Origin of the sequence: Nostoc sp. TCL240-02 (assembly GCF_013343235.1) — a bacterium.
Classification (GTDB): Bacteria; Cyanobacteriota; Cyanobacteriia; order Cyanobacteriales; family Nostocaceae; genus Nostoc.
The window spans coordinates 5,509,207-5,535,179 of the sequence record NZ_CP040094.1; the positions used below are offsets into that span (position 1 = coordinate 5,509,207).

General features: G+C 39.0%; 23 protein-coding genes. All 23 read left to right on the forward strand.

Translation table 11 applies throughout. The features are described from left to right. The first annotated feature begins 55 nt into the window (after positions 1-55). Complete coding sequence (locus FBB35_RS23485; RefSeq protein ID WP_174711646.1) at positions 56-478, forward strand: hypothetical protein; 423 nt, start codon at positions 56-58, stop codon at positions 476-478. A 49-nt stretch (positions 479-527) separates the two neighbouring features. Next, the gene (locus FBB35_RS23490) at positions 528-1,373 is read left to right on the forward strand and encodes an ABC transporter permease (RefSeq protein WP_114081652.1); all 846 of its coding nucleotides are present in this window, start codon (positions 528-530) and stop codon (positions 1,371-1,373) included. Between the two features lie 132 nt (positions 1,374-1,505). Next, on the forward strand, positions 1,506-3,734 hold the full coding sequence (locus tag FBB35_RS23495; RefSeq protein ID WP_174711647.1) for a N,N-dimethylformamidase beta subunit family domain-containing protein: 2,229 nt from the start codon (positions 1,506-1,508) through the stop codon (positions 3,732-3,734). A gap of 133 nt (positions 3,735-3,867) precedes the next feature. Further along, positions 3,868-4,881: a hypothetical protein gene (locus tag FBB35_RS23500; RefSeq protein WP_174711648.1), complete on the forward strand. Its 1,014-nt coding sequence runs from the start codon at positions 3,868-3,870 to the stop codon at positions 4,879-4,881. 155 nt (positions 4,882-5,036) lie between these two features. Then, positions 5,037-5,669 carry a DUF1566 domain-containing protein gene (locus tag FBB35_RS23505; protein WP_174711649.1) on the forward strand — a complete coding sequence of 211 codons (633 nt, stop codon included), beginning with the start codon at positions 5,037-5,039 and terminating at the stop codon, positions 5,667-5,669. A gap of 53 nt (positions 5,670-5,722) precedes the next feature. Beyond that, positions 5,723-7,018 (forward strand): ABC transporter ATP-binding protein, encoded by a 1,296-nt coding sequence (locus tag FBB35_RS23510; RefSeq protein ID WP_174711650.1) that lies wholly within the window; start codon positions 5,723-5,725, stop codon positions 7,016-7,018. Positions 7,019-7,089: 71 nt separating this feature from the next. Beyond that, on the forward strand, positions 7,090-7,737 hold the full coding sequence (locus FBB35_RS23515) for an acetyltransferase (protein WP_174711651.1): 648 nt from the start codon (positions 7,090-7,092) through the stop codon (positions 7,735-7,737). Positions 7,738-7,767: 30 nt separating this feature from the next. After that, positions 7,768-8,565, forward strand: coding sequence for a TauD/TfdA family dioxygenase (locus tag FBB35_RS23520; protein WP_174711652.1), 798 nt, complete (start codon positions 7,768-7,770; stop codon positions 8,563-8,565). Beyond that, the gene (locus FBB35_RS23525) at positions 8,562-9,512 is read left to right on the forward strand and encodes an aldo/keto reductase (RefSeq protein ID WP_174711653.1); all 951 of its coding nucleotides are present in this window, start codon (positions 8,562-8,564) and stop codon (positions 9,510-9,512) included. Before FBB35_RS23520 ends, FBB35_RS23525 begins: the two co-directional genes overlap by 4 nt. Before the next feature lie 108 nt (positions 9,513-9,620). Further along, positions 9,621-10,850: an aminotransferase class I/II-fold pyridoxal phosphate-dependent enzyme gene (locus tag FBB35_RS23530; protein ID WP_174711654.1), complete on the forward strand. Its 1,230-nt coding sequence runs from the start codon at positions 9,621-9,623 to the stop codon at positions 10,848-10,850. Between the two features lie 182 nt (positions 10,851-11,032). After that, positions 11,033-12,022 carry a glycosyltransferase gene (locus FBB35_RS23535; protein ID WP_174711655.1) on the forward strand — a complete coding sequence of 330 codons (990 nt, stop codon included), beginning with the start codon at positions 11,033-11,035 and terminating at the stop codon, positions 12,020-12,022. Positions 12,023-12,129: 107 nt separating this feature from the next. Then, positions 12,130-13,029 (forward strand): glycosyltransferase, encoded by a 900-nt coding sequence (locus FBB35_RS23540; RefSeq protein WP_174711656.1) that lies wholly within the window; start codon positions 12,130-12,132, stop codon positions 13,027-13,029. Positions 13,030-13,220: 191 nt separating this feature from the next. After that, on the forward strand, positions 13,221-14,384 hold the full coding sequence (locus tag FBB35_RS23545; RefSeq protein ID WP_174711657.1) for a hypothetical protein: 1,164 nt from the start codon (positions 13,221-13,223) through the stop codon (positions 14,382-14,384). 225 nt (positions 14,385-14,609) lie between these two features. Then, positions 14,610-15,935, forward strand: coding sequence for a glycosyltransferase family 4 protein (locus tag FBB35_RS23550; RefSeq protein WP_174711658.1), 1,326 nt, complete (start codon positions 14,610-14,612; stop codon positions 15,933-15,935). Between the two features lie 5 nt (positions 15,936-15,940). After that, positions 15,941-16,906 (forward strand): glycosyltransferase family A protein, encoded by a 966-nt coding sequence (locus FBB35_RS23555; protein ID WP_174711659.1) that lies wholly within the window; start codon positions 15,941-15,943, stop codon positions 16,904-16,906. A gap of 114 nt (positions 16,907-17,020) precedes the next feature. After that, complete coding sequence (locus FBB35_RS23560) at positions 17,021-17,995, forward strand: glycosyltransferase family 2 protein (RefSeq protein WP_174711660.1); 975 nt, start codon at positions 17,021-17,023, stop codon at positions 17,993-17,995. A gap of 65 nt (positions 17,996-18,060) precedes the next feature. After that, the gene (locus tag FBB35_RS23565; RefSeq protein ID WP_174711661.1) at positions 18,061-19,170 is read left to right on the forward strand and encodes a glycosyltransferase; all 1,110 of its coding nucleotides are present in this window, start codon (positions 18,061-18,063) and stop codon (positions 19,168-19,170) included. A 116-nt stretch (positions 19,171-19,286) separates the two neighbouring features. Continuing rightward, on the forward strand, positions 19,287-20,012 hold the full coding sequence (locus tag FBB35_RS23570; RefSeq protein ID WP_174711662.1) for an FkbM family methyltransferase: 726 nt from the start codon (positions 19,287-19,289) through the stop codon (positions 20,010-20,012). 15 nt (positions 20,013-20,027) lie between these two features. After that, on the forward strand, positions 20,028-21,023 hold the full coding sequence (locus tag FBB35_RS23575) for a glycosyltransferase family 2 protein (RefSeq protein WP_174711663.1): 996 nt from the start codon (positions 20,028-20,030) through the stop codon (positions 21,021-21,023). A 239-nt stretch (positions 21,024-21,262) separates the two neighbouring features. After that, positions 21,263-22,291, forward strand: coding sequence for a glycosyltransferase (locus FBB35_RS23580; RefSeq protein WP_174711664.1), 1,029 nt, complete (start codon positions 21,263-21,265; stop codon positions 22,289-22,291). A 10-nt stretch (positions 22,292-22,301) separates the two neighbouring features. Beyond that, the gene (locus tag FBB35_RS23585) at positions 22,302-23,114 is read left to right on the forward strand and encodes an FkbM family methyltransferase (RefSeq protein ID WP_174711665.1); all 813 of its coding nucleotides are present in this window, start codon (positions 22,302-22,304) and stop codon (positions 23,112-23,114) included. 13 nt (positions 23,115-23,127) lie between these two features. Next, positions 23,128-24,465 carry a hypothetical protein gene (locus FBB35_RS23590; RefSeq protein ID WP_174711666.1) on the forward strand — a complete coding sequence of 446 codons (1,338 nt, stop codon included), beginning with the start codon at positions 23,128-23,130 and terminating at the stop codon, positions 24,463-24,465. Beyond that, complete coding sequence (locus FBB35_RS23595) at positions 24,462-25,970, forward strand: hypothetical protein (protein WP_174711667.1); 1,509 nt, start codon at positions 24,462-24,464, stop codon at positions 25,968-25,970. The genes FBB35_RS23590 and FBB35_RS23595 overlap by 4 nt, the downstream gene beginning before the upstream one ends. The last annotated feature ends 3 nt before the right edge of the window (positions 25,971-25,973 follow it).

The window sequence follows — 25,973 nt, forward strand, 5'->3', positions numbered from 1 at the left end:
CCAACATAGACTTCCTTGCTCATGGTTTTTGTCTATACAGGAGGTGAAATTACAGATGAGGTGTGACCGAAATCGGAAACGTTCCAAGCGAAGAGCAATTTACTGTCCGATTCATAGTTGCTATATAGATAGCGTCAGTCAAAAATATAAAATGTTTGCTGACCAAGCAGGTCAATTACAGCAACGAGGTATGAGTCGACGGAATGCTTTGATGTTAGTAGCGAACCAAACCACAGTTCCTATAGAAGGGGAATGGTTAGAAGCTTTTTGGTGTGAAGGATGTCAGCAAACAACTTGGTATCACATTCGTAAGTGTGATGATAGTAATTATGAAATTTTGGTAGCACCACAAGAACTATGGCGACAAGTCACAGGAGTAATTGATTCTCTAGGGAACCCTTCCGTTGGTGAGTTTACTCGTAAAAGCGCCAGGCAAGTTGGTTATCAAGGTATTAGAGGTTTCCAGTTTGTGAGTTAAGAATTATTAGTGTCATTTCGTTAAAAATATTAATCTTCAATCAAGAACTATGAATAGTCCAAAAATTGTCTCCCAACAAGAGTTAGTGATTGAAGCTGGACGTACAGAGCAACAGTATTGGAAAGATATATGGCGCTATAGAGAATTATTCTATTTTCTTGCTTGGCGTGATATCCTAGTACGCTACAAACAAACAGTGATTGGTATGCTCTGGGCATTGATTCGACCATTTTTGACGATGATCGTGTTCAGCGTCATCTTCGGAAGTTTGGCGAAATTACCTTCAGAGGGGGCAGCACCGTATCCAATACTGGTATTTGCTGCCTTGTTACCCTGGCAATTTTTTTCCAATGCTCTAAGTGAGTGTAGCAACAGCCTAATTAGTAATGCCAACTTGATTTCTAAGGTCTACTTTCCGCGCTTAATTGTGCCTGCTAGCTCAGTGATTGTCAGCTTTGTGGACTTTCTCGTTTCTGCAATGATTCTCTTAGGGCTTATGGCCTGGTATAATTTTGTTCCCACTTGGCGGATATTATCATTACCGTTATTTATTGGCATTGCCTTTGCTGCTTCATTAGGAGTAGGGCTGTGGTTGGCAGCTTTGAATGTGGAATATCGAGACTTCCGGTATATTGTGCCGTTTATTGTGCAGTTTGGTCTATATGTATCGCCCGTCGGTTTTAGTAGCAGTATTGTACCAGAGCAATGGCGTTTGCTCTACTATTTGAACCCAATGGTAGGCGTGATTGATGGCTTTCGCTGGGCAATTTTAGGGGGAGAGTCCAAACTTTACTGGACTGGATTCACGTTATCTTTAGGATTAGTTGCTTTGTTACTGGTAAGTGGCATTTGGTACTTCCGCAAAATGGAACGGACATTTGCTGACGTAATTTAAGAAGTATTTGAAAGATAGTATTTGAAATATTTGATAATAATATCAATCATGTTACTCTACTAACCACTCTAAAGATTTTGCATTTAATTTTTTTTATCTTAACTAACATTTGAATAAAAGTTTTGAACAATAATGACTCAGCAAAATGATTTCGATAAAATACTTTTAGCTCAGGCTCAGACTACCTCGCAAAGTGTGTTTACAACTCAGGTACCTGGGTTTGAATGGAGTGATGGTGTATCCTATGAACTTGGAATGAAGTTCAAAAGTGCCAAAAGTGGTCAAATTACCGCAATCCGCTATTGGAAAGCGGTCAATGAGACTGGCAATCATATAGGCAGAATCTGGTCGTCAACAGGATCTATACTAGGAAGTGTTACTTTCTCGAATGAAACGGCTTCGGGTTGGCAGCAGCAGGACCTCAGCACACCTGTAAGTATATTAGCCAATACCACTTATGTAGTTACTGTCAGTTGCAATAGTTATTTTGGTGTCACTAATAATGGATTAGCTAGCCCAGTTGTGAATGGCGATCTCAGTTCAGTTGCTGATGGCAACAATGCAGTCTTTGGTAGTCTGAATTCTTTCCCAACTAATTCCTATCAGAACAGTAACTATTTCCGTGACATAGTATTTATGGCTGGCAACAGTCTGACTAAAGTAAGCGGCGATAATCAAACTGGTATGGCAGGTTCTGCCTTAGTCAACCCGTTCGTTGTGAAAGCTACAGATAGTAATGGGAATCCTCAGTCAGGAGTGACAGTCAACTTCGCTATCACCAGTGGTGGAGGTTCGGTTTCATCCGCTAGTGCGGTAACTGGTAACGATGGTCAAGCTAGCACAGTGTTAACTCTAGGGACAACAGTTGGTATAACAAATACTGTGAGTGCAACAGCTTCTGGCATAAGCAGCGTCACCTTCAGTGCTAGTGCTAACCCAGCAAACACTAATGCGATTTATTTAGAAAACCAAAAACCTGGTACTACAGATTGGCGAATTCCTCAAGTAGGTCAATCGGATATTGCTGGCTATACGGCAGCAACTAGTGTAAACAAGGGCGGCTCGTTGCCAATCAAAGTTTCTCTAGCACAGGCCGGAAATTACACGATTGATGTGTATCGCTTAGGTTACTACGGAGGACAAGGCGGACGATTGATATTGAATAGCGGTCAGCTTAATGGAATTACCCAGCCCGCATGTAATTTCGACAGTTCTACCCGCACAGTCTCATGTGAAAACTGGTCAACTTCCTATACGATACAAGTTGGCAATGACTGGACTAGTGGTTTGTACATTGCCAAGCTAACTGACCAGAGAAGTGGCAGTCAGTCTCAGATAGTGTTTGTTGTCCGCGATGACAGCGGCAGGTCTAACATATTGTTCCAGAGCAGCTTCAACACTTTGCAGGCTTATAATCTCAGTGGTGGTTACTCTCTATACCCAGAACAGAGTATCGGAGGTCAAAGAGCGTTTAAGCTTTCTTACGACCGACCATTCGCACAACATAGCACGTTAACTGGTAGTAACCCTTATAACAACATTATCTTGGCTTGGGAGTACAACATGGTGCGGTGGCTGGAGTCCCAAAGCTATGACATCTCCTACGTAACTAACGTGGATGTCCACGCCAACTCAAGTTTGCTGCAACAGCACAACATATTTCTGTCAGTCGGTCACGATGAGTACTGGTCGCTAGAGGAGTTCAATAATGTCCAGAGTAACACCATCAACAAGGCTTTTTTCTCAGCGAACAGTGTCTACTGGCGAGTTCGGTTTGAAAACTCTAGTACGGGGATAGCCAACAGGACTATGGCTTGCTACAAAGATGCCACAGATCCTGTGGCACCAACTAACAAGTTCCGCAGCCCAGAAAACAACAAGCCAGAGAGTGCGTTGAAAGGAAATATGTACATTGGAGGGAGGTGGCAGAATTTCTTTTTTGATGGGTTCGATTTTGTGGTTAAAAACAGTACTCATCCCTACTATGCCAACACAAACTTGAATGATGGGGATAAATTAAGTGGTTTGGTGGGCTTTGAATGGGATGCAATCAATCTCAACGCATCTCCAAGTGGGTTAGTCGTTCTGAGTGAGTCCGTACAGTCGCAAAACATTGATCAAGCTGAACTAGAGGGTTTTCCTGCTGGAACAGACCCACGGATTTCCCAAGCAGTTAGCTTCACTTCTGCTAGTGGTGCCAAGGTCTTTTCAACTGGCTCTATTCAGTTTATGTGGGGGTTAGACAGCGAGGGCGTTAGCGGACCTCGCGAAGATACTCGCGCCAAGCAAATGGTTGTCAATATCTTAGCAGACATGGGAGCTAGACCTTTGACTCCCGGTTCCGGCATAATTGTGCCTTGAAAAAACGTAACAAATTTCACAAATATTATGCTCTAACCTTGCTGGACTACTGTCTGTACCACCTAAATGGATGCACCACGGTTATCTTTCATAATTGAGCAAATACTAATCCCAGTTGCTTAGGTAGTAGGTTATGAATTTGAGAATCAGACGACGAAGATTTGGGCAGTTGGCTATCGTCAGCGCTGTCACCGCAGCAAGCGCTAAATTTACATCTAAGGTGTTTGCACAAGAGTCGGAGCAGCTTTATGGAGTGATCCTTTCTTCAGCTAGCAAAAGTAAAACACAAGACTTAGTTGACGCTGCTGCAGCTGCTAACGCCATACCAGGAATTATCTTTCAGTCTATAAACTTTACGACTGGTCAGGTGTTGTTAAATGCCGAAACCGCGACCGACAGGGTTACTAACTCTCTAGAAACCACTGAGACTGTAGCTAAAGCCTTCGTTGTCAAAAAGCCCAGCGAGCGGATAACTGCTTTTACTCTCCTATCCGATAACACATTTGGTATTGCCGCTGTTGCGGCTACTAAGAAGGGCGATTTCAGTCGCCTCATATCTATTGCACCACCTAAAAAGAGTGGAATTAAGCCTCCAAAAGGCTTGAAAATCAAAAAAAACAAGGATAAGAAGTATAGTACTGTTGAAGGGTTATTATCAACCACTATAAAAGGTAAGCAGGTACTACTTGGTGTAATTAGTCTTGCAGAAGGTAGCCCCCCTTTTGAGTTGGCATTTATTGACCCCAACTCAGGGCAAGTAGATTCTAGTGTTGCAACAGGTCTACCAGATATTTCCCCCAAGCAGAGGGTCAGTAATCTTGCTCAATCTCCATTAGATGGAAAAATTTACGCTACTAGTGTCGGCGGTGAAGGTGGTGGTCTAAGTTTAGTGCAACTAGACCTAGAGAACAGGGCAGTAGTTAGTGGCAGAGGAAAGATCATCAGATTAGTGGAATTAAGCTTCAAGAACAAACCTTTGGAAAATGACTTAGCAAGTTTAGCCTTTTCTTCATCAGGTCAACTATTTGCACTTGCTGACCTCAAATATGAGGGAACAAATTCACTGTTTACTGTAGATATGAAAACCGGAGCTATGACTCTGGTGAGAAAATTTGCGGTCGATAAGATTCTATTTGCGCGAGCCTAAGAAGGCCTTGTTGTCTCAGTGATTATCATGTACAACTATGACAAAAATATTGCTGTTGAAGTAGTTTATAGTATTTTATGCTTAATCTCTGAGGACCAATTCATCGAGGCAAGCGGCAAAAATTTGCACCCTTAGATGTTTGGAAGTTGAAAAATATGCTCCACATTCGTTTACCTGGTTTTGCTATCAAAATACTATACGGGGCTGTATTCATATTTTTTCTGGCTTTTACCTTTACTCTTCCTGTGTCCGTACAAGCCAGGAAACATGGAAACTACATCAATACCCAACATTCCTTGGGAACTGTGGTCAAAGCCTCTGGTCCCTGCTTCAATAACAGCGATCGCTATGTAGACTGTGGTAATGGCACGGTGACTGATACTATGACTGGACTTATATGGCTCAAGAAGGCAGATTGTCTCGAAGCAACAGATTGGGCAACAGCCAACTATAAAGCCGCTGAGATTAAGAGCGGCGACTGCAATCTGTCGGATAACTCTTCTCCTGGCGATTGGCGTTTGCCGACCAAAGACGAGGTTACGGCGATATTACCTCCTTCAAATCTAAACTGTACTAATCCGACATTGGTAGACCAAGAAGGTGCAGGCTGCTTTGCACAGGGGACGCAGTGGGCTACCAGTATCCAGTTCAACTACTGGTCTAGTACTACGGGACCTTATCAGGAGGCTGGAAATTCTGCCTGGGCAATCTTCCTAAACTTTGGCGGCGTTATCAACACCAGTAAGCCGAGCCTCGTCTACGGTTGGCCTGTGCGTGGTACACCATAGTAACTTGGGTGTTTTAAGAGAACAGTTTTCGAGCTACTGAGAGTAATTTAATAATGTCTGATACAGTAATTCGCGTTGAAAACCTCAGTAAAAAATACGTGTTGAGTCATCAACAAGAAGGTAGCAGCAGATATAAATCTTTGCGAGAATCCATCAGTGATAGAGTCAGTTCACTGGGTAAAAAATTGGTGAAGTCTTCTGGCAAAGAAATATATAATCCAGCCCGTGAAGAGTTTTGGGCATTAAAGGATGTGTCATTTGAAATTAAACAGGGCGATAGCATTGGAATTATTGGTCGCAACGGTGCAGGAAAATCAACTTTACTTAAAATTTTGAGCCGCATTACTGAACCAAGCAGCGGCTGTATTTCTCTCAAGGGTAGAGTCGCAAGTCTTTTAGAAGTGGGCACAGGTTTTCACCCAGAATTGACAGGTCGAGAAAACATTTATCTCAACGGTGCCATTCTGGGGATGAGCAAAACAGAGATTAAAAGAAAGTTTGATGAAATTGTCACTTTTGCCGAAATTGAGAAGTTTTTAGATACACCTGTTAAACGCTATTCATCAGGAATGTATGTGCGTTTGGCATTTGCCGTAGCAGCGCATTTAGAGCCAGAGATTTTGATTGTGGATGAAGTTCTGGCAGTAGGAGATGCCCAATTTCAAAAGAAATGCTTGGGAAAAATGAATGATGTTTCTGAAAAAGAAGGGCGTACCGTCTTGTTTGTTAGTCACAACATGGCAGCATTAAAAAGTCTATGCGATCAAGCCATCCTGCTCAATTCAGGATGTTTAGTAACTTATGGAGAAACTCATCAGGTCGTATCTCGTTATTTGGAGTCCGATAATGACTCTAAATTTCTTGAAAGAATCTGGGATGATATTGAAACTGCTCCCGGAAACGAGAAAATTCGCATACATCAAATTAGGGTGATTCCAGATATTGATGACTCAATAGATGAGATTACGGTTAAAACCCCTCTTAGGATTGAATTTGAGTATTGGAATTACCTCGATGGTGCTCATTTAAATTTGAGCTTACACGTCTACACACTGGAGGGAGTTTGTGTTTTTAATTCAATCTCAAGATCGATTCCTTGTACTTCAGGTCTAATCAGAGGAGTTTGTTACATTCCTGAAGATTTTTTTAATGATGGAAGTTATCAAATTACGATGATGGTCGTTCAAGATACTTCAACTGTCCTTTATACATGTGAAAATTTACTGAGTTTTACTGTGCATGATACTGAGAGAGAATTTAAATGGTATGGCAAATGGCAAGGAATAGTTCGCCCTAACTTGAAGTGGAGGTTTGCTCCCGTTGAAATATTCGCATCTAAGTCCTGCTAAATTTTTGACTAAAAAATGTTGAATATGAATTAGGACATAGATAATTCAACGAAGATTTTTAGTAAATTTTTATGATATCAAAGTTACTGTTCTGGGGTGCTTCGGGGCACGCTTTAGTGGTCGCAGACATAATCCGCTTACAAGGAATCTATGAAATTGTTGGTTTCCTTGATAATATGAATCCACAACGTCATGGTGAAAACTTCTGCGGAGCTCAAATTCTGGGAGGACAAGAACAGTTAGATTATTGTAAAGATAAAGGGATTAAGTATATAATTTTTGGATTCGGAGATTGTCAGGCGCGATTAAAGTTATCTGAATTAATTTATAGAAAAGGTTTTTCCTTAGCAACTGCTATCCACCCAACCGCAATAATTTCTGCTGACGTGTCTATAGGATCGGGAACCGTAATTGCAGCTGGAGCGGTTGTTAATCCCGGATCAAAGATTGGTCAAAATGTCATTATCAACACTTGTGCGAGTGTTGATCACGAGTGCGTGATAGAAGATGGAGCGCATATTTGCCCAGGTGTTCACTTAGCTGGACGAGTAACTGTGGGGCGTGCAGCCTGTGTAGGAATTGGAGCGACGGTCATAGATCGTGTGCGGATAGGTGCAGGTACCTTCATCGGGGCTGGCGCGGTTGTCGTCAATGATATTCCTGATGGTGTCTTGGTCTATGGTGTTCCGGCTAGGGTAATAAGAGAAATTGACTTATAAGGAAGATTGATTTATTTGGTGAGACTGATTATGGAATTTTATAAAAAAATACAATACACTTCTCCTGAAGAAACTAAAAAAGCTATCCAAGAAGCACTTAATAAATATAAAATAGTTCATTTTGTAGGATTTGATTTTCAAATAAATATTCACGACTATTTCACAGAACTAAGTGATTTTTTGGGACTAGTGATTAGCATGGATGAAGATAAAGACACAGGTAAACGAACGGGTCAACGTTGGATAGATATTAGCTACGATCCCGCACGTCCAAATAAATACCGCTCAAGTAAAACTAGGCAACCTCTTCATACGGATAATTCTTATCTTAATCATCATGATGCGGTGAATTATTTTTATTGCTTATCTCAGGCGCAAGTGGGAGGTGCTACTTTTTTCTTAGATAGCGAATTGCTCATTAAGGTTTTGGAGCTAGACAATGAGTATCAGTTACTAGAAGACCTAAAAAAAGTTCCTGTGTCTTTTTCAAAAGAAGATGTCAGCAAAACTAAGCCCATTATTACAGAAGACGAATTAGGAATTCGCTTAAATTATAATTATTACCCTTTAGATAAAGATAACACCCCAGAAGCTAAAGATTTGGTTGAAAGATTTCAGCACTTCCTTGAAAATCGCGTTCACCATAGCGGAATTTACACGAATATCATATTAACAAAAGGAGATGCCGTATTTTTCCATGACGAAAGAGTTTTGCATGGTAGAAATGCCTTTTTTACTCCTAACAAAGGCGACCGTATTCTCATGAAAGGTTCTGTAATTCTACATTCAAGAAAATCTAAAAATTTAGAGCTTTTTTGCCAAGCATGAAAACAGAAACTGCTAAATTAGGTTTTGGTACTTGGCAATTTGGCGGCGAAAACCTTATTGCTGGTCAGCATAAAGGATGGGGATATATTGACGATAAAGAAGCTATTCAGGCAGTTCATCTTGCTCTTGATCACGGTATCCAATTCTTTGATACAGCTGATTCTTATGGAGAGGGTAAATCGGAAGAAATTTTAGGTAAAGCTTTTCAAAGCTATCCGAGTGGGAATTTTCTTGTTTGTACGAAGTTTGGCAATCGAAAAGATAATCAAGGTAATTCTTTTCAGGATTTTTCTCCTGAATGGCTCGAAAAAGCTGTGACTAACAGCCTTGAGCGTTTAAACATTGATTGCATTGATGTTTTACTATTTCATAGCCCGCCAGATAATTTTGATTGGAAAAATTACGATAAGTTTATTCTAGAACGCCTCAAACAGAAAGGATATATTAAGGAATATGGTGTGAGTTCAAAAACTATTAAAGGCGCATTAAAAGTAGCAGAAGATAAATTTGGAAGTAACATTGAGGCTATATTTAATGCATTGGATCGGCGTGCCGAAGAATATTTATTTAATAATTTAGATCATGAATATCAATTTATAGCTAGAGTGCCTTTAGCTTCCGGTTTTCTTAAGCAAAAATATTTGTACCAAACTCCAGAATTTGCCGAAAATGATTGGCGGCATTATTTGCCCGAAAGAGATAAAAATTGGTTATTGGAAAGTGCCAGAAAATTGGCTTTTCTAGATGAATTACCAGGAGGAATTACAGTTTCAGCGTTGCGCTATGTCTTATATCATTCAGGTGTTGGAGTCGTTATACCGGGAATGAGAAATCCTCAACAAGTGAAAGCTAACTTGCAAGTTGTGGAATTGGGCGCACTCGACCCCGAAGTCGTTGAAAAAATTAAACAAGCTGTTAGTGATGTACCAGCCCACTGGAAATCTTAGCTTTTAAGTTTGGCTCATTAAACTAATTAATAGCAATTGTTCGAGAACTCTATTAGTTCTCTATCTTACCTAGTAAACATACATCAGACAAAAGGTTAGTTACAGCAAATGATTTACAAAACTCGATTGGAAGACTTAGCAATTTTTGGTGCGAATTCCGCCTTTAATGAAAAACTACATGTGGGTCGTCCCAACATTGGGAACCGCGATCGCCTGTTCCAACGAATCAACGACCTGCTAGATAGAAGATGGTTGACCAATAACGGTGGCTACGTTCAGGAGTTTGAACAGCGCATTGCTGACATGATTGGGGTCAAGCATTGCATTCCTATGTGTAATGGAACTGTTGCTTTAGAAATTGCTATTAGAGCAGCAGGACTCACGGGAGAGGTTATCATTCCTTCGTTCACCTTCATTGCTACTGCTCACGCATTACAGTGGCAAGAGATAACTCCAGTCTTTTGCGATATTGATCCTCACACTTACACTATCAATCCGTGGCGGGTTGAGGCAATGATTACACCCCGCACGACCGGAATCATTGGCGTTCATCTGTGGGGACAACCTTGTAATGTAGAAGCCCTAACAGAAATAGCTCGCAAGCATAACCTCAAACTGATGTTTGACGCAGCCCATTCTTTTGGTTGTTCCTACAACGGACAAATGATAGGTAACTTTGGCGATGCAGAGGTGTTCAGCTTTCATGCAACTAAATTTTTCAATACCTTTGAGGGTGGAGCTGTCGCCACCAATAATGATGAACTCGCTGGCAAAATTCGTCTGATGAAAAACTTTGGCTTTTCTGGATTTGAGAATGTCAGTTATATCGGCACCAATGGCAAAATGAGCGAAATTTGTGCTGCAATGGGGCTAACAGGTTTGGAAAGTTTAGACGAATTTGTGGCTGTTAACTATCGCAACTACAAAAAATACCAGTGCGATCTTAGAGATATCCCAGGTGTTGAATTATTAACATACAATGAGGCTGAAAAATCAAATTATCAGTATATTGTGTTAGAAATCAATGAGGAAATTACCCAAATAAGTCGAGATCAACTGGTAAAAATACTCTGGGCTGAAAATATCTTAGCTCGACGCTATTTTTATCCTGGATGCCATCGTATGGAACCTTATCGCTCCTACTTTCCTCATGCAGGACTGCTGCTTCCGGAAACTGAAACTTTAGGGAAACGGGTATTAGTTATGCCAACAGGTACTGCTGTTGATCCAGAGGATATCAGTAAAATCTGTCAGATTATTCGGTTTGTAGTTCAGCATAGTCATGAAGTGAAGGATAAACTACTGTACGCAGCTACTGAGTTAGTACAGACACATTGATGACAGGTGAGGTGCATCTAACCGAGGAAAACCAGGCAATTAGAAATTGTGATTAGACAGACGAAGCCTGCTTCCGCAAATTAGCATAATTTAGTCAACGAAGGCTGATTTAATCTTAATAGTCCCAGACTTAAATCTGAGGACTATTTGTTTGATTCAACATTATTTCGATAGTATTTTCTATGAAAGTAAGCATATTAATGCTCGCCTATAATCATGATAAGTTTATTGCCAAGGCCCTAGATAGCGCCCTGATGCAACAAGTTGATTTTGACTATGAGATTGTGATCGGTGAAGACTGTTCCACAGATAATACGCGAGATATTCTCATTCGCTATCAACAGGAATATCCAGATAAAATCCGCTTGTTGCTACCAGAAAAAAATCTGGGAATGCATGATAATTTTATTCAAACTTTCAAAGCTTGTCGAGGTAAATACATAGCTCTCCTAGAGGGAGACGATTACTGGATTTCTCCTTATAAGCTGCATAAACAAGTAGAATTTTTAGATTCATCCACTGATTATACAATGTGTTTTCATAATGCGTTAATTCTTGATCTAGATGGCAGCACAATATCTCCTTTTTCTACTGAAAAAAATAAAAATGTTTTTACTCTTGAAGATATACTATCGTCAAACATGATACCAACTGCTTCAATAATGTTTCGGCAAGGATTAATACATGAATTTCCAAAATGGATTTACGATGTAGATTTAGTAGATTGGACACTGCAAGTTTTTCTTGCCCAGCATGGTAATATCGGATATATAGACGAGTTTTGGAGTGTGTATAGAAAACACCCTGAAGGTAACTGGTCTCGGAAAAGTAGTTTAGAAGCTACTAAAGAGTTAACCAAACTATTTCAATATTTTAGTAAATATCTAAATTTGGATTCTAAACATCAAAGAAAGGTTAGAGTTATCTTATCCAACTATTATGTTGATCTGGTAATATCTTATAAGCAAAATGGGGATATTAAAAACGCTCGTAAATATATTAACAAATGGTTATTAAATGACTTGTTAAACAATAGGGTATTAAGTATATTACCAATTAAAGCCTCGCTCATACTTCAAATATATACTCCAATTCTATACAAAATTTTTAAATGGTTAAAATATAGGTTTTTAGCTACTTTCGGTAATTTTCTTGTAGAAGATAGACGTTAGATGGGGAGAAAACAAGGGGTTATACAACTAATAAACTTGATAAAACACCAGGCAAGATTTTACTAAAATTAGTTCTACAAATATCAAAAATATAGTTATTATTTTATATGGAATTATTAGTCAGTGTTATTATCTGTACCCATAATCCTCGTAAAGATTACTTGGACAGAGTGCTAGCAGCGCTTGAGAAACAAACTCTGTCGATAAATTTATGGGAGTTATTACTAATTGACAATGCTAGTGATAAAATTCTGTCCTCAGAATTTGATTTAACTTGGCACCCCAATGCATGTTATGTTCGAGAAGAGCAGTTAGGTTTAACTCCTGCGCGGTTACGAGGAATTAAAGAAGCATTAGGGCAAACTTTAATCTTCGTTGATGATGATAACGTCCTAGATTCAGACTACCTTGAAATAGCTTTACAAATTAGTCAAAATTATCCATTTATTGGTGCTTGGGGTGGAAAAATACGACCAGATTTTGAGATTGAACCACCCGAATGGACAAAGCAATATTGGGAAATGCTAGCAATTCGAGAATTTAATCAAGATAAGTGGTCAAACTTGCTTTATGAAACAACGCCTTGTGGCGCTGGGCTTTGTATTCGTAAATTTGTGGCTGAAAAGTATGCTGAATCAGTGTGTACTCAAACCAAGCGAATCAATTTAGATCGTAAGGGCAAGCAGTTAACTTCCGGTGGAGACTCAGATTTAGCTTATACAGCTTGTGATGTGGGTTTAGGCACGGGTCTATTTACAGCGCTTAAAATGACCCATTTGATTCCAGCCTTTCGCCTGCAACTGGATTATCTTGAAAGATTAGCTGAAGGACTGAGTTATTCGCACACTATTTTACATTCTATTAGAGGCGAAGTATCCACAAAAATCTCTTGGCGAAGAAAAGTTTTTCAATATTATGTTCGCTGGCGTTTAGCTCCTAACCATCGTCGTCTTTACAATGCTTCTCAGAGAGGATTACAGATGGCGCTGAGGGAACTAACTTCTTGATCTTTCTTCAGCAGTATCCTCTGGAACTACAAGCAAAACGATACATTGAGCTATAAAAACAAGTTTAGCAATGATTGTAGAGCGATCTCCACAGGCGATCGCATCAATGAAAATTGTCCATTTGCAGCAACACCCATTTTAGACATTCTCCTCAGTGAGTCCTTGGTAAATGCTATGAATAGGCAAAAATAATGCAAAAGCATATTCTTTTAGTTTCTTTCCTACCACCAATGCCAGGAACTGGTAGTCCTATTATTTTAAAAAGACATCTCAGCCAACTTGAGCTTCAAGGCTGGAAAATATCAATTGTAGTGCCAGAATCCTCTCTAAGGAATACAAATAAATTTTCCAGTTCGTGGCAAATTATTCCTTTAACTGGTCGCAAATGGTGGTGGCCTCCTGTTAGACGGGAAATTTCAGGGCTATTAAAAATGCGTCTACCTCTTTGGCGATGGGAGTGTGAGCAATATCTAGTAAAAGAGCGACCATCAGTAATTTTGACGTGTCTTTGGGATATCTATCCTCTATTAGCTTTGCATTTATCACAAAGTTGGAACGTTCCTCTATCAGTCATAATTCACGATCAAGAGGAAGTATGGGCAAAATCAGAAGACGAACGTTGCCGCATTAGGCAACGCTCTCTAACTATACTTAACAAAGCAGCTAGAATCTGGCCAGTTTCGTCAGAGCTTGCAAAAGTTTACAATCTTAACAATACCGAAAAAAGTTCTGTTCTTTATCCTATTCCTGAAAAAATCGATTGCAGTTTTGTGGAATGGAAAAGTAATTTCCAGTCCCATCCTGTTGTTGCTCATGCTGGAAGCTTACATCCATTTCAATTTACTAACTTTCTAATCCTTGCTCAAAGTCTGCAAAAAATAAATGGAATACTTTTAATCATTGCTTCTGGTGATAATCCTACTTTGACTAAGTTGCTTGATATATGCCCCAATGTAAAATATCACGAGCCTTTTGAGCAAAATAAAGATGTTATCAGCTTTCTATCAGATAACGCTAGTTGTATATTGGTATCCTACTCCTTTTCCCTAGTTGAACAACCTTGGGCAGCCACTAGTTTTCCAAGCAAGTTAGTTGAGTTTTCAAAATTAGGTTTACCAATACTTATCCTGTCACCTCGCTCTACAGCCATATCTAAGTGGGCTGAGAGAACCCAGTGGCTTGCACACATTACCCAACTAGATAATGCAGAAATTTTGAATACTATAGTCAAGCTGACAAACCAAGAAAGTTGGATGCAAATATCTGAGCAAACACAGAAGTTTGCTCTTGATGAATTCAATCCAGAACGTATTCATTCACAGTTCGTGTCTGAGTTACCTGATAAGATATTTTAATATTAATCAGAAATGATATGACGTTTTATAAATAAACATACAAATTAAAAACAAATTTTATTTATATGGATTTTAATAATATTTATAAATTGATTAATCATATATTTTATCTACCTATATCAGAATTACAGAAGATGTATATAAATTATTGCTATACACTTGAGGAAAAGCAAAATACCAATTTTTCAAGTCTAAAATTGATAATTTTTGGAATTCGGTGATTGCATGAAATTACTATTCATTATCCCCGAATATCCACCTTGCTCTGGTGGTGGAATAGCTACTTTTTACAGTAACCTGCTACCAGAACTTTCTCGTCAAGGACATCAAGTTCGTGTAGTAGTCGGTAGTGCCTTTTCACCAGCAATAACCGACTATCAGGTAAACGGATTAACTATAGAATTTCTCAAACCCCAAGCAGTAAATGCTAATCTTGCAAAATTTAATCGTTACCATGCAATTCCAGAATTTCAACGTCATCTTGCAGCTGCTTGGACAATATGGGAACAAGTAAACGGAGGTAAAGACTACGACTTAGTTGAAACAACAGATTGGGGTATGTTATTTGCCCCTTGGATTGTCTCAGAAAACAGCCCACCCACAGTTGTTCAACTTCATGCCAGCATTGGTCAAATAGATTTTTATGATCCTCAAATTGATAATCAACTCCAAGGTAGTTTGATTCGTTTATTAGAATTAAACCTACTATCGCTAGCAGATGAGTTACAAGCTAACAGTCAGTCTAATGCTAAGATTTGGCAAAAGATGACTGGCCGAGATGTTACCTATATTCCCCCAGCTTTGTCATCTAAGCCTATTACTAAACCATTAGATAAATCTGCCAATGGTTTAGTGGTAGGGCGAATTCAGTACTGGAAAGGGCCAACAATTCTCTGTGAGACCCTAAGATTACTTGGAGAAAAATCACCTACTATCGACTGGATTGGTCGTGATACAGTTTATCGGGATTCAAAAACTTTAATGTCTGCCTATCTTACACAGACTTATCCTGATATTTGGGGAACAAAAATTCAGCCATTAGGAACTTTCTCTCCAGAAAAAACTTGCCAACTTCAAGCGATGGCAAATTTCATACTTGTACCTTCTATTTGGGACGTATTTAACTACACCTGTATAGAAGGCATGGTTCAAGGACAGCTTGTATTGTGTTCTCAGGGAGCTGGAGCAGCAGATTTGATTACTGATGGAGTCAATGGTTTAACTTTTAAAGTAGGTGATCCCCAAAGTTTAGCAAAAGGCTTGAATACTCTACTGAGTTGGAGTGTCGCAAAACGAGAAGAAATCGGCAAGGCTGCTCAAGAAACTGTCAAGACAAAACTTGCACCGACTAAAATTGCCCAACAAAGAATTGAAATTTATCAAAAGCTGATCAATAATGGTAGATTTTCAATTCGTCCTAATTCTTGGTTAATTGATGCTGTTTCTCCTACACAGCCTTTAGGAAAACCATTAGCATTTCTTGATCGTTTACCTTTGCGTGAGTTGAGTAATTATCTGTGGAAACGCAGTCTGCAAAAATTTCTAAGTTGATAGCTATGACTAATCCTTCCTTAGCTTTATGTATTCCTGCTTACAATGCTACAGCTTACATACCACGATTACTTGAGTCTGCCTTAGCACAGACAATTCCGTTCGATGAAATCTGGGTTTATGACGATTGCAGCACCGATGAAACGGGGAAAGTCGCTGCTGAGTTTGGAGCTAAAGTTATTAGAGGAGAAATAAATCGCGGCTGTTCTCACGGTAAAAATGTGCTAGCAGAACTCACAACTTGTGAGTGGATTCATTTCCATGATGCTGATGATGCCCTATATCCAAATTTTGTAGAACAAGCTCATCAATGGATGGCGTTAGAGAATCCGCCAGATGTTGTGCTATTCAATTATGAATGGCGACGGGATGATACTGGAGAGTTACTCGGTATTTGCAAGTTTAATGATGCTGAATTGAGACGAGATGCGATCGCATACACAATTCGACAACAAATTAATCCCTTTTGTGGGTTGTATCGCCGTTCGGCATACCTACAGGCAGGTGGTTATGACACTGATCCATTAGTACTTTACAACGAGGATGTAGCATTCCATTGTCGGATGGCGATCGCAGGTTTAAAATTTGCGGCTGAACCGACAACTACAATCATTAATTACTATCGAGCTAATTCTATGTCCTCTGCTAACCAAATTCAATGTGCTCAAGCACAATTTCATGTTATGCGGAAGGTATCTGAATCTCTCAAAGGGAAATACTCTCATGAAATTTCTAAAAAACTTTGGGGAATTGCTGGAGTTTCTGCTGCTTATTTAGACTGGAAAACTGCTGATAGCTGTGTAAATCTAGCTTTCTCCCTTCACAGTAAAACTCCTAATCATTTAAGTGCTTTATTCCGGCTATTATGTAATTTTAATCCTTATTTTGCTATTCGTTTTAGAGAGTGGTTAATTAGATTCTTTAAGCCACAGCTTCGCCAGCAAATAATTACAGGGTCTGAGAGACTCTAAAATTGTTGCTGCATGTGAATGGGCAAGATTTTACGGGCTATCTAAATAATACTCAAGAATTCAGTCCGCAATCAGCATTTAGCTCTTTAAAATTGGCTACAAATAACAATTAAAATGTCAATAAGTCCATTAGTCTCAATACTCATACCTGTTTACAATGCCGAGCCATATCTGCGAGAAACTCTAGACTCGGCTCTAAATCAAACTTGGCGAAATATAGAAATAATATTAGTTGATGATGGCTCTAAAGATGACAGCTTAGTGATCGCTAAAAGCTACAAATCAAAGGGTGTAAAAGTGATTTCTCAAGGTCAAAATAAAGGACAAACGGCCGCCTTAAACAGATGTTTGGCAGAAGCAAAGGGTGACTTTATTCAATACCTTGATGCTGATGACATTTTAGAACCACAAAAAATTGAAGTACAAATTAAGCGTCTTTTAGAAGAACCTAGCGGTACTCTGGCGATCGCACCCTGGGCAAGATTTTATCACAATGATTTGTTAACCGCGAAATTTGTACCCAATAACGACTGGTGCGACTTTGATGATCCCATTGCTTGGCTAGTGGAATGTTGGACAGGTCACGGAACAATGCCCCCAGGCTCTTGGCTATATCCACGAGAAATCATTGAAAAGACTGGCTTATGGCATGAGGAACTAACACTGAATAATGATATGGAATATTTTACAAGAGCCGTACTTGCCAGTAGGCGCTTAGTTTTTTGTCCTGAAGCTAAATGGTACTATCGTTCAGGAAACCCTAGCTTGAGTGGACAACGCTCTGAAAAAGCCTTGTGGTCTCAATATGAAGTCATTCGACTCAGTACAGAACGATTATTAAGTGTTGAAAATAGCGATCGGACACGTTATGCTGCTGCTTGCTCTTGGCAGCACTTTGTTTTTCTTGCTTATCATCGTTTACCAGAGTTAGTGCAATATGCAGAGAAGAAAATTACTGAACTTGGCGGTTGTGATGTCAAGCCAGGCGGTGGCTCACTATTTAGAGTCTTAAGAGATATTTTTGGCTGGAAGGCTGCAATGAATTTGCAAAGATTTTACTATCGGTATCGCTATCAAATAAATTACTAAATAGTTTATTAACTCCAGTGCAGTCATTTTTATAATTTTAATTGCTAGAAAAAAGAGGAAATAATTTGCCAAACAAAATAAAGAAAGGTCTTTTTGTAACTTTCTCCGTCTATGTTAATAGTGCTTTTGGTGGAGTGCAGCGCTGCACAAAGGAATATCAAGAAGTTATTGAAGCGGCAGGATGGAGCTTAGAAGTTTTAGCGTATGAAATAGATCGCCGATGGCAGGCGAGAATTTTCCGTAAACTTAAACCATCGAGCTTTTATAATCGCATTCCGCAGTCTTTTATTGATGCCTTAATTGCACAAGTTCAATCAGAACATATTCCTTACGTATTTCTCAATCAAGTGGATGCGTTACCTATTGCACCATACTTAAAAAGTGCTGTACCAGATGTCAAGATTGTCTTGCTATCCCATGGGGCGCAGTTTGTCGATGATTTTCTTGCAACGCAGAATCAAACTTCAATATCTCCAAGGAAGCGATCGCATCTAACTAATACAATTCTTGATGAGATGCAACTTAGACAACATATAGATCATGTATTTACATTAAGTGAGCAAGAAATCGCATTTGAGCGTTGGCTAGGCGCAAAGTCCGTAAGTTGGCTGCCTCGCATTATTTTACCAAAGCCTCTAGACTGGAGACCGATTGCTGGTCGTGCAGGGTTTGTTGGCACATTAGATCATCAACCAAACTATGAAGGACTGCTAAGTATTTTGACTAACTTGCAAACTAGGAAAGATTTTGAAGGAACTATCAGAATAGTCAGTAGTTCAAAAGAACTTGGCAAATATTTACAAGAGCGGTTTCATTTCGTTAAATATCTAGGTCGCCTTGATAACGAAGACCTTAAAAATGAAGCATCAACTTGGACATGGTTTATTCATCCTTTATTTATATGGTCTCGCGGCTGTAGCACTAAGCTAGCTGATGCGCTGGAGTGGCAAATACCTGTGCTAACCACTGAAGCAGGTTGTAGAGGATACACATGGCAAAAAGGCAATGTGATTAGATTCGATGCAATAAACGAGTATTCTTCTTATTTATGTGGCAAGGACTCAGAATATGATATATCTTTAGTCAGACAAAAACTAATCCTAGCCTCAGAAACATCTCCTTCTGTTCTTGATGTCGCTGCATTAGCTAAACTAGCTTTGAACAAAATAAGCTAATCTGCATTTTAATTTTTGGGCTGAGTCCCTAACAGAAAAAGCTTCATAGCGATCATCAGAAAATTTTTATGCGTGACTGATGCTCGGAAAAACCCTAGTCGTCATTATCCAAATTTATGAATAACTTTTTAACAGCATTAAAAGAAGAAATTAAAAATAAAATCTCTAATAGAGGATGGATAGTTCGCCAACTCAAGGGTTTGTCAGCAGGTATAGATATTTCCTATGACATGTTTAACCGACTTGATTCACGTAATTTAAAAATAATATTTGATTGTGGCGCTCATCGGGGTGAAACGGCAATCGACTTTAGAAAAAAATTTCCATCAGCACAAATCTATTCATTCGAGCCAGTAAAAAATAACTTTGAACATCTAAAAAAGAACGTCGAAAAGTACCCCGAAATTTATTGTTATAATTTTGCATTAGGAGATAAAGAAGAAACTGTTGATATTCGACTTCAGTCAGATTCACAAACTCATTCTCTAAATAACAGGTTGCTGGTAAAAGAAGAAAAAAATTCAGAGGTCATTAAAGTCGTCACTATTGACGATTTTTTATCTTCTTCTAACATACTTAGTATTGACTTACTCAAGATTGACACAGAAGGATACGAGGTTAAGGTCTTACAAGGGGCAAAGCAAAGCCTAGCAAGCAACAAGATAAACTTTATTCTAGCTGAGTCAACAATTTTAGAAAATGATAACTGCCATACTAATCTTGCACTAATAAATGATTACTTGAAAGTCTATGGATATCAAATAACAGCTATTTACGATCAGGTTATTTGGAAGAATCCCAGTCGATTGTCGTATTTTAATGTACTTTTTTCAAGACATTAGAGGGAAATCAAAATAATGACCGAGCAACACACTGTAAAAGTGCATATCGTGACTTATAGAAGACCGCATCTTTTGGTTAGAGCATTAAAAAGTTTAATTAAGCAAACTCATACATCATGGATCGCAGAAGTTATTAATGACGATCCGACAGATGATAGCGTCAACCAAGTTATCAAAAATCTAAATGATTCTAGGATATTTCTATCTCAACCAATGATTCATAGAGGAGGCACAGAAAATTTTAACTATGCTTTTCGAGCGCAAGACACTAAGTATGCCTGCCTACTTGAAGATGATAATTGGTATCAAGAAGATTTTTTACAGTGTATGATATCTGCATTGACTAATTTTCCTAATGTAGAACTTGCTTGTGCCAATGAAATTATCTGGAAAGAGGAACCAGATGGTAGCTGGTTAAATACGCAAAAAACAATTTGGGAATATGACAACGATTTTGAATTATTCGAATCTAATTTATTAGACAAATGTGGTTCTGCTAAAATATGTAATAGTTCAATGTTTTGGAAGACAAAAAACTCACCTAGTTGGCAAACACCACAGTCAATTCCTATAGACGTAACTGAGCATTTTCGAGAACGGGTTATCCCACATCCTATATTGCTAGTAAAAAAACCACTTGTAAATTACGCTGAAACTATTGACTCTTATAGGTCTTCTGATGTCTCAAAATGGGGATCTTACCAAGTTTTGTTAATTGGCTCCATATTTGAAACAGTTTATGTTGATATGGTTGATATGAGACAACAGTTAGCTCATTCTCTTTGGCAAAAAGCATTTACATCTCAAAAGCAACTATACACATCTTTACTATTTACTGCACTTGTGTTTACAGAAGCAAAGATATTATGGTCAATGTGTCCTCTAAACCTCAAGTTAAGGTTTCTAATGACTATCGTAAGAAGACCAATATCGTCTCTGCTAATTTTAAAATCAAAAATCCTGCAAGAAGAAGCTTATAAATTTCTGGTTAACAGCAAAAATTTTACTTAGCTCTTATCATTTTTTATTTATGATAGAAAGCACTATAAATCTTATAGCTATAAGTTTAGGATTAGCTTCTATTTTTATTCCTGCCGATCCTCGATTAGGTTTATTGAAGTATTCGGTATTGTCGGTATTGGGTGAGTTTATTTGTGGTTCACTAGTATTCATGGCTCTTTGGCAAACAGATTTCATTTTTGTATCACATCATAGTTCTCTAATATCTGATAAGCGTTGGGCAGCCTAAAATGCGTATTCTACTCACTGCCGATCCGGAACTTCCAGTACCACCAAAACTTTATGGTGGTATTGAACGTATTGTTGATTTATTGGTTACAGGATTACAAACTCGTGGCCACACCGTGGGACTAGTTGCTCACCCTGACTCAACCTCAAAAGTAACTCAATTCTTTCCTTGGCCAGGGAAGCGATCGCAAAACAAATTTGATGCATTGCAGAATACAATGACCCTATGGTCAGCAGTAAAGAAGTTTCAGCCCGACATTATCCATAGTTTCTCTCGCATCCTCTATTTATTACCTCTGTTACCGTCTAGCCTCCCCAAGGTGATGTCTTATCAGCGAGATCCCAGCTATCACACCACTCGCTGGGGTACAAAGCTTGCTAAGGGTTCTCTAACTTTTACAGGTTGTAGTGATTATATTTGTAGCATCGGACGAACTGCCGGGGGAGTTTGGCATACGATCCACAACTGTGTGGAACTAGAAAAATACACTTTCCAACCAAAGGTAGCTCCCGATGCACCACTGGTATTTCTCGGCAGAGTAGAGCAGATTAAAGGAGCGCATAATGCGATCGCTATTGCTAAAAAAACCGGACGCAGCTTAATCATTGCTGGTAATCATATTACAACTGGAGAAGCAGGAAAGTACTGGCAAGATGAGATCCTTCCTCACTTGGGAAAAGATGGAATTGAGTATGTTGGACCTGTCAACGATGCTCAGAAAAATGATTTATTAGGACAAGCTGCTGCCATGATTGTACCAATAGAATGGGAGGAACCTTTCGGGATTGTTTTTGCTGAAGCTCTCGCTTGTGGAACTCCTGTCATATCTTGTCCCAGAGGTGCATTACCAGAGATTGTACGTCAAGGTATTGACGGATACTTGATTAACACTATTGATGAAGCAGTTGTTGCTGTTAACCAATTACTAAATATTGATCGTTATCAATGTCGTCAACGGGCTGAAAAACATTTTTCAGCTTCTGTTATTTTAGAACAGTACGAAAAACTTTATCATAACCTTTTGTTTTAGTTAAAAGAAGATGAGCATAGAAACAATTTCTTTACCTTTACCTCTAACTTGGATACAAGCGCTGGATTTTAAACATAAATTGGGAATTTGCGAACGATTGTTTGGTGAGGCGATCGCATTAAAAGGCATTTGTTGGGTGGAAACCGGAGCAGGAATTCCCTGGAAGCTTGATTTGACAAATTGCACCCATCGCTGGATTGTTTATGGCAAATATGAAGGAGCAGCATTTCTAAACTGGGCGAAAAAATTTCTTCCTAGCGATGGTATTGTTGTAGACTCAGGTGCAAATATCGGCCAAATGTTAATGTACTTAGCTCAGTGGCTACCGCAAGGTAAAATACTAGCATTTGAACCCGGTACTGAAGCAGGCAACTGGCTAAAAGAATGTTTAGCAATTAACACCACTCTGCCCGTAGAAATAATTCAGGCAGGACTTGGTGCATCTGTGGCTCAATTACGTCTCAACCATATTGGAGATAGCTTGGGACATGGTGCTTGGAGCCAAATATCTGAAACTGAAGGTGAAAAAATTCAGATAGTACGTCTAGAAGACGAATTAACTGCACGTTCTATTACAACAGTAGATTTGTGGAAGTTGGATGTAGAAGGTTATGAGATTTCAGCCTTACAAGGTGCAGAAACCTTTTTAAAGGAGCAACGGATAAAAGCTATTTACGCAGAGATGACTGATGAAAATGGGCAGCGAATTCGAGATTATCTTTCTCAGTTTGGCTATAGCTGTTACTTATTTGACTCACGAGGTAAAATATATTCTCCAAGTCAATGGCCAAGTCATACTAACGGACTTTTCCTGCCTAATTAAATTGTAATATGCAATGTATCCTACTTTAAAGCATAAAGTTTTAATCATAAGTCCCCACTTCCCACCAATTAATGCCCCCGATCATCAACGGGTAAGAATGTCTCTACCCTACATGGAACAATTTGGTTGGGAACCTCACGTTCTCACGGTTCAACCAGACTATGTTGCAGGTATTGAAGACTCTCTATTAGCAAAAACAATTCCCGATCGCATCCCTGTAACTTATACAAAGGCATTACCTCTGCAACAAACTCAGCGTCTTGGCATAGGTAGCCTGGGTATACGAAGTTTTCCCTATTTACTCAAGGCTGGCGATCGCTTACTTCAGCAAACAAAATTTGATTTAATATACTTTTCAACAACTGTATTTATCACAATGGCTCTGGGTGGCCGATGGTATCGCCACTTCCGCATCCCTTACGTCTTGGACTTTCAAGATCCCTGGTTAAGCGATTACTACAAACAGACAGACACACCTCCACCAGGAGGACGCTGGAAATATGGGTTTTCTCAACTCCAAGCAAAACTGCTCGAACCCAGAGCTATGAGCAAAGTCAGTCATGTAATTAGCGTATCACCAGCCTATCCAAAAACTCTACAACAGCGCTATCCACATTTGCTTTCAGAACAGTTTACTGTTCTGCCCTTTGGTGCGCCTGAGCCTGATTTTGAGCAACTACCCTACCTGAATATTCAACAAAAAATATTTAACCCTCATGATGGTAAACGTCATTGGGTTTACGTAGGTCGAGGTGGTAATGATATGGCTTTGGCACTGCGGACTCTATTTCTCGGTATCCAGTCAGAGCGTCGCCATCACCCTGAAAAATGGCAAGCAGTTGAATTACACTTTGTAGGTACTAGTTATGCTCCAGGAAATCGCGCTGTCAAAACTGTAGAGCCGATTGCTCAAGAATTAGGTGTTGCCGACTTAGTTCAGGAACATGTCCATCGTATTCCTTACTTTGAAGCGCTACAAGTTCTTGTCGATAGCGATGCTATTCTAATGATTGGTTCTGATGACCCAGACTATACCGCTTCTAAACTCTATCCTTGTATTCTAGCCCGCAAACCCGTTCTGGCCATTTTTCACCAGCAAAGTTCTGTAGTCGATATATTACAGAGTTGCCAAGCTGGTAAATCTGTAACCTTCACTTCCCAAAACAAACCAGCAGATTTGCTCCCCAAGATAGCTGCCCAACTCAATTGGTTATTATCTATCCCAAAAGGTTATAAACCAGAAACTAACTGGTCTGCTTTTCAAGCTTATACCGCTAGAGAAATGACTAAAAAGCAATGTAGTGTATTTGACAATTGTCTTACTACTGCCAAAATTAACAAATCATTATGAACGGATACTTTGAGTCTAATCCTCAGCCTTGGGAATACTTTCCTCGCCCCCCAAAGAAAAAACAAGATCAGCTATTGAGAGTATTTTGGATAATTGCTTTAGGGCTTTTTGCTTTTGAAATCTTCTTCAATGAAAATACCTCTTTACTTAGTAAAGCTGGAGCAATATTGATTACTACTGCTTCTCTGATACCTAGCTATCTTTGGTGTTCAGGTCGCGCTCATGGAATGCCTATCTTCCCATTTTTTGCTCTCACTTTCCTTTGGACTTATGCCTTACCTCTTGTCAGTAATCATCCAACCGTTATGACTTACTCTCCCAGTAGCCATTTGTTTGCTGGTATGACGGTAGCTGGATTTCTAGGACTAGGAACCTTAGTCTGGTTCCGATTTGTCAAATCTATTCCTCCAATGCCTAAGTTTTATCGGAGTTTGAACATTCGTAAAGGCATTAACTTTTTCTTATTTATATTGATAACCAGTGTTTTATTTAATGTATATAGTAATGCTGGCTGGCTTGAATCTATTAATGGAGGAACAATTGCTGTAGTGCGCGGTACAATTTTAGGATTAACCGCACTAGGTGTTTTTGTCCTTTCTTATCAATTAGGAAAAAAAGAATTATCAAAATTACAGGCTAGATTGTTTATATTATTTCTAATTGCCAATTTAGTGACAAGTACAGTTACATTGTTGCTTGTGTCTGCTTCTAGCATCGCTTTGCTCGCTATAATTTCCTTTGTTATTTCTCGTAAAAAACTACCCATAATATCAATTATAATCCTTCTGGTTATATTGAATTTTTTGCACTATGGCAAATCCGAGATGAGGTCTAAGTATTGGTTTGCTAAAAACAGCTCTTGTTATGTTCAACCATGGAATTATCCTGCATGGTATTCTGAATGGATAGGCTATTCACTAACTTATATAAATAGAAATAAGAGTGAAGATAATTTACCTAGTAATTCCGAAGAAAAAGCTTCTTTTGTTGAACGATCTAGTGTAATCCAAATGCTACTTTTAGCTCAGGACAAGAGTCCCGAAAGCATATCTTATTTATACGGAGCGACCTATGCAATATTACCAGAACTTTTAGTCCCTCGGATATTAAACTCTAATAAAATCAGGTCTCACGAAGGTACAAGTATTTTAAACGTACACTATAAACTACAGACATACGAACAAAGTGTGAAAACTACTATTGGCTGGGGTTTGCTAGCTGAATCCTATGCCAATTTTGGATTAATTGGCTGTGGAGGACTGGCTATTATTTTGGGTACAGCTTATGGAAAAGCAACTCGTTGGAGTATGAATGCTCCAATTTTATCATTCCAGTCTCTGTTTGCTGTACTGATGATGTCATACTCCTTCCAATCTGAGTTTTCTGCCGGAGTATATGTTGCTGCTTTATTTCAATCAAGCACAACAATTGCTGGTATTTCGTTAGTTTTGATGAAAAAGCAGCGGGTTTCACGACATGCTTTTCAGGGGGAACAAATGAATTAAATT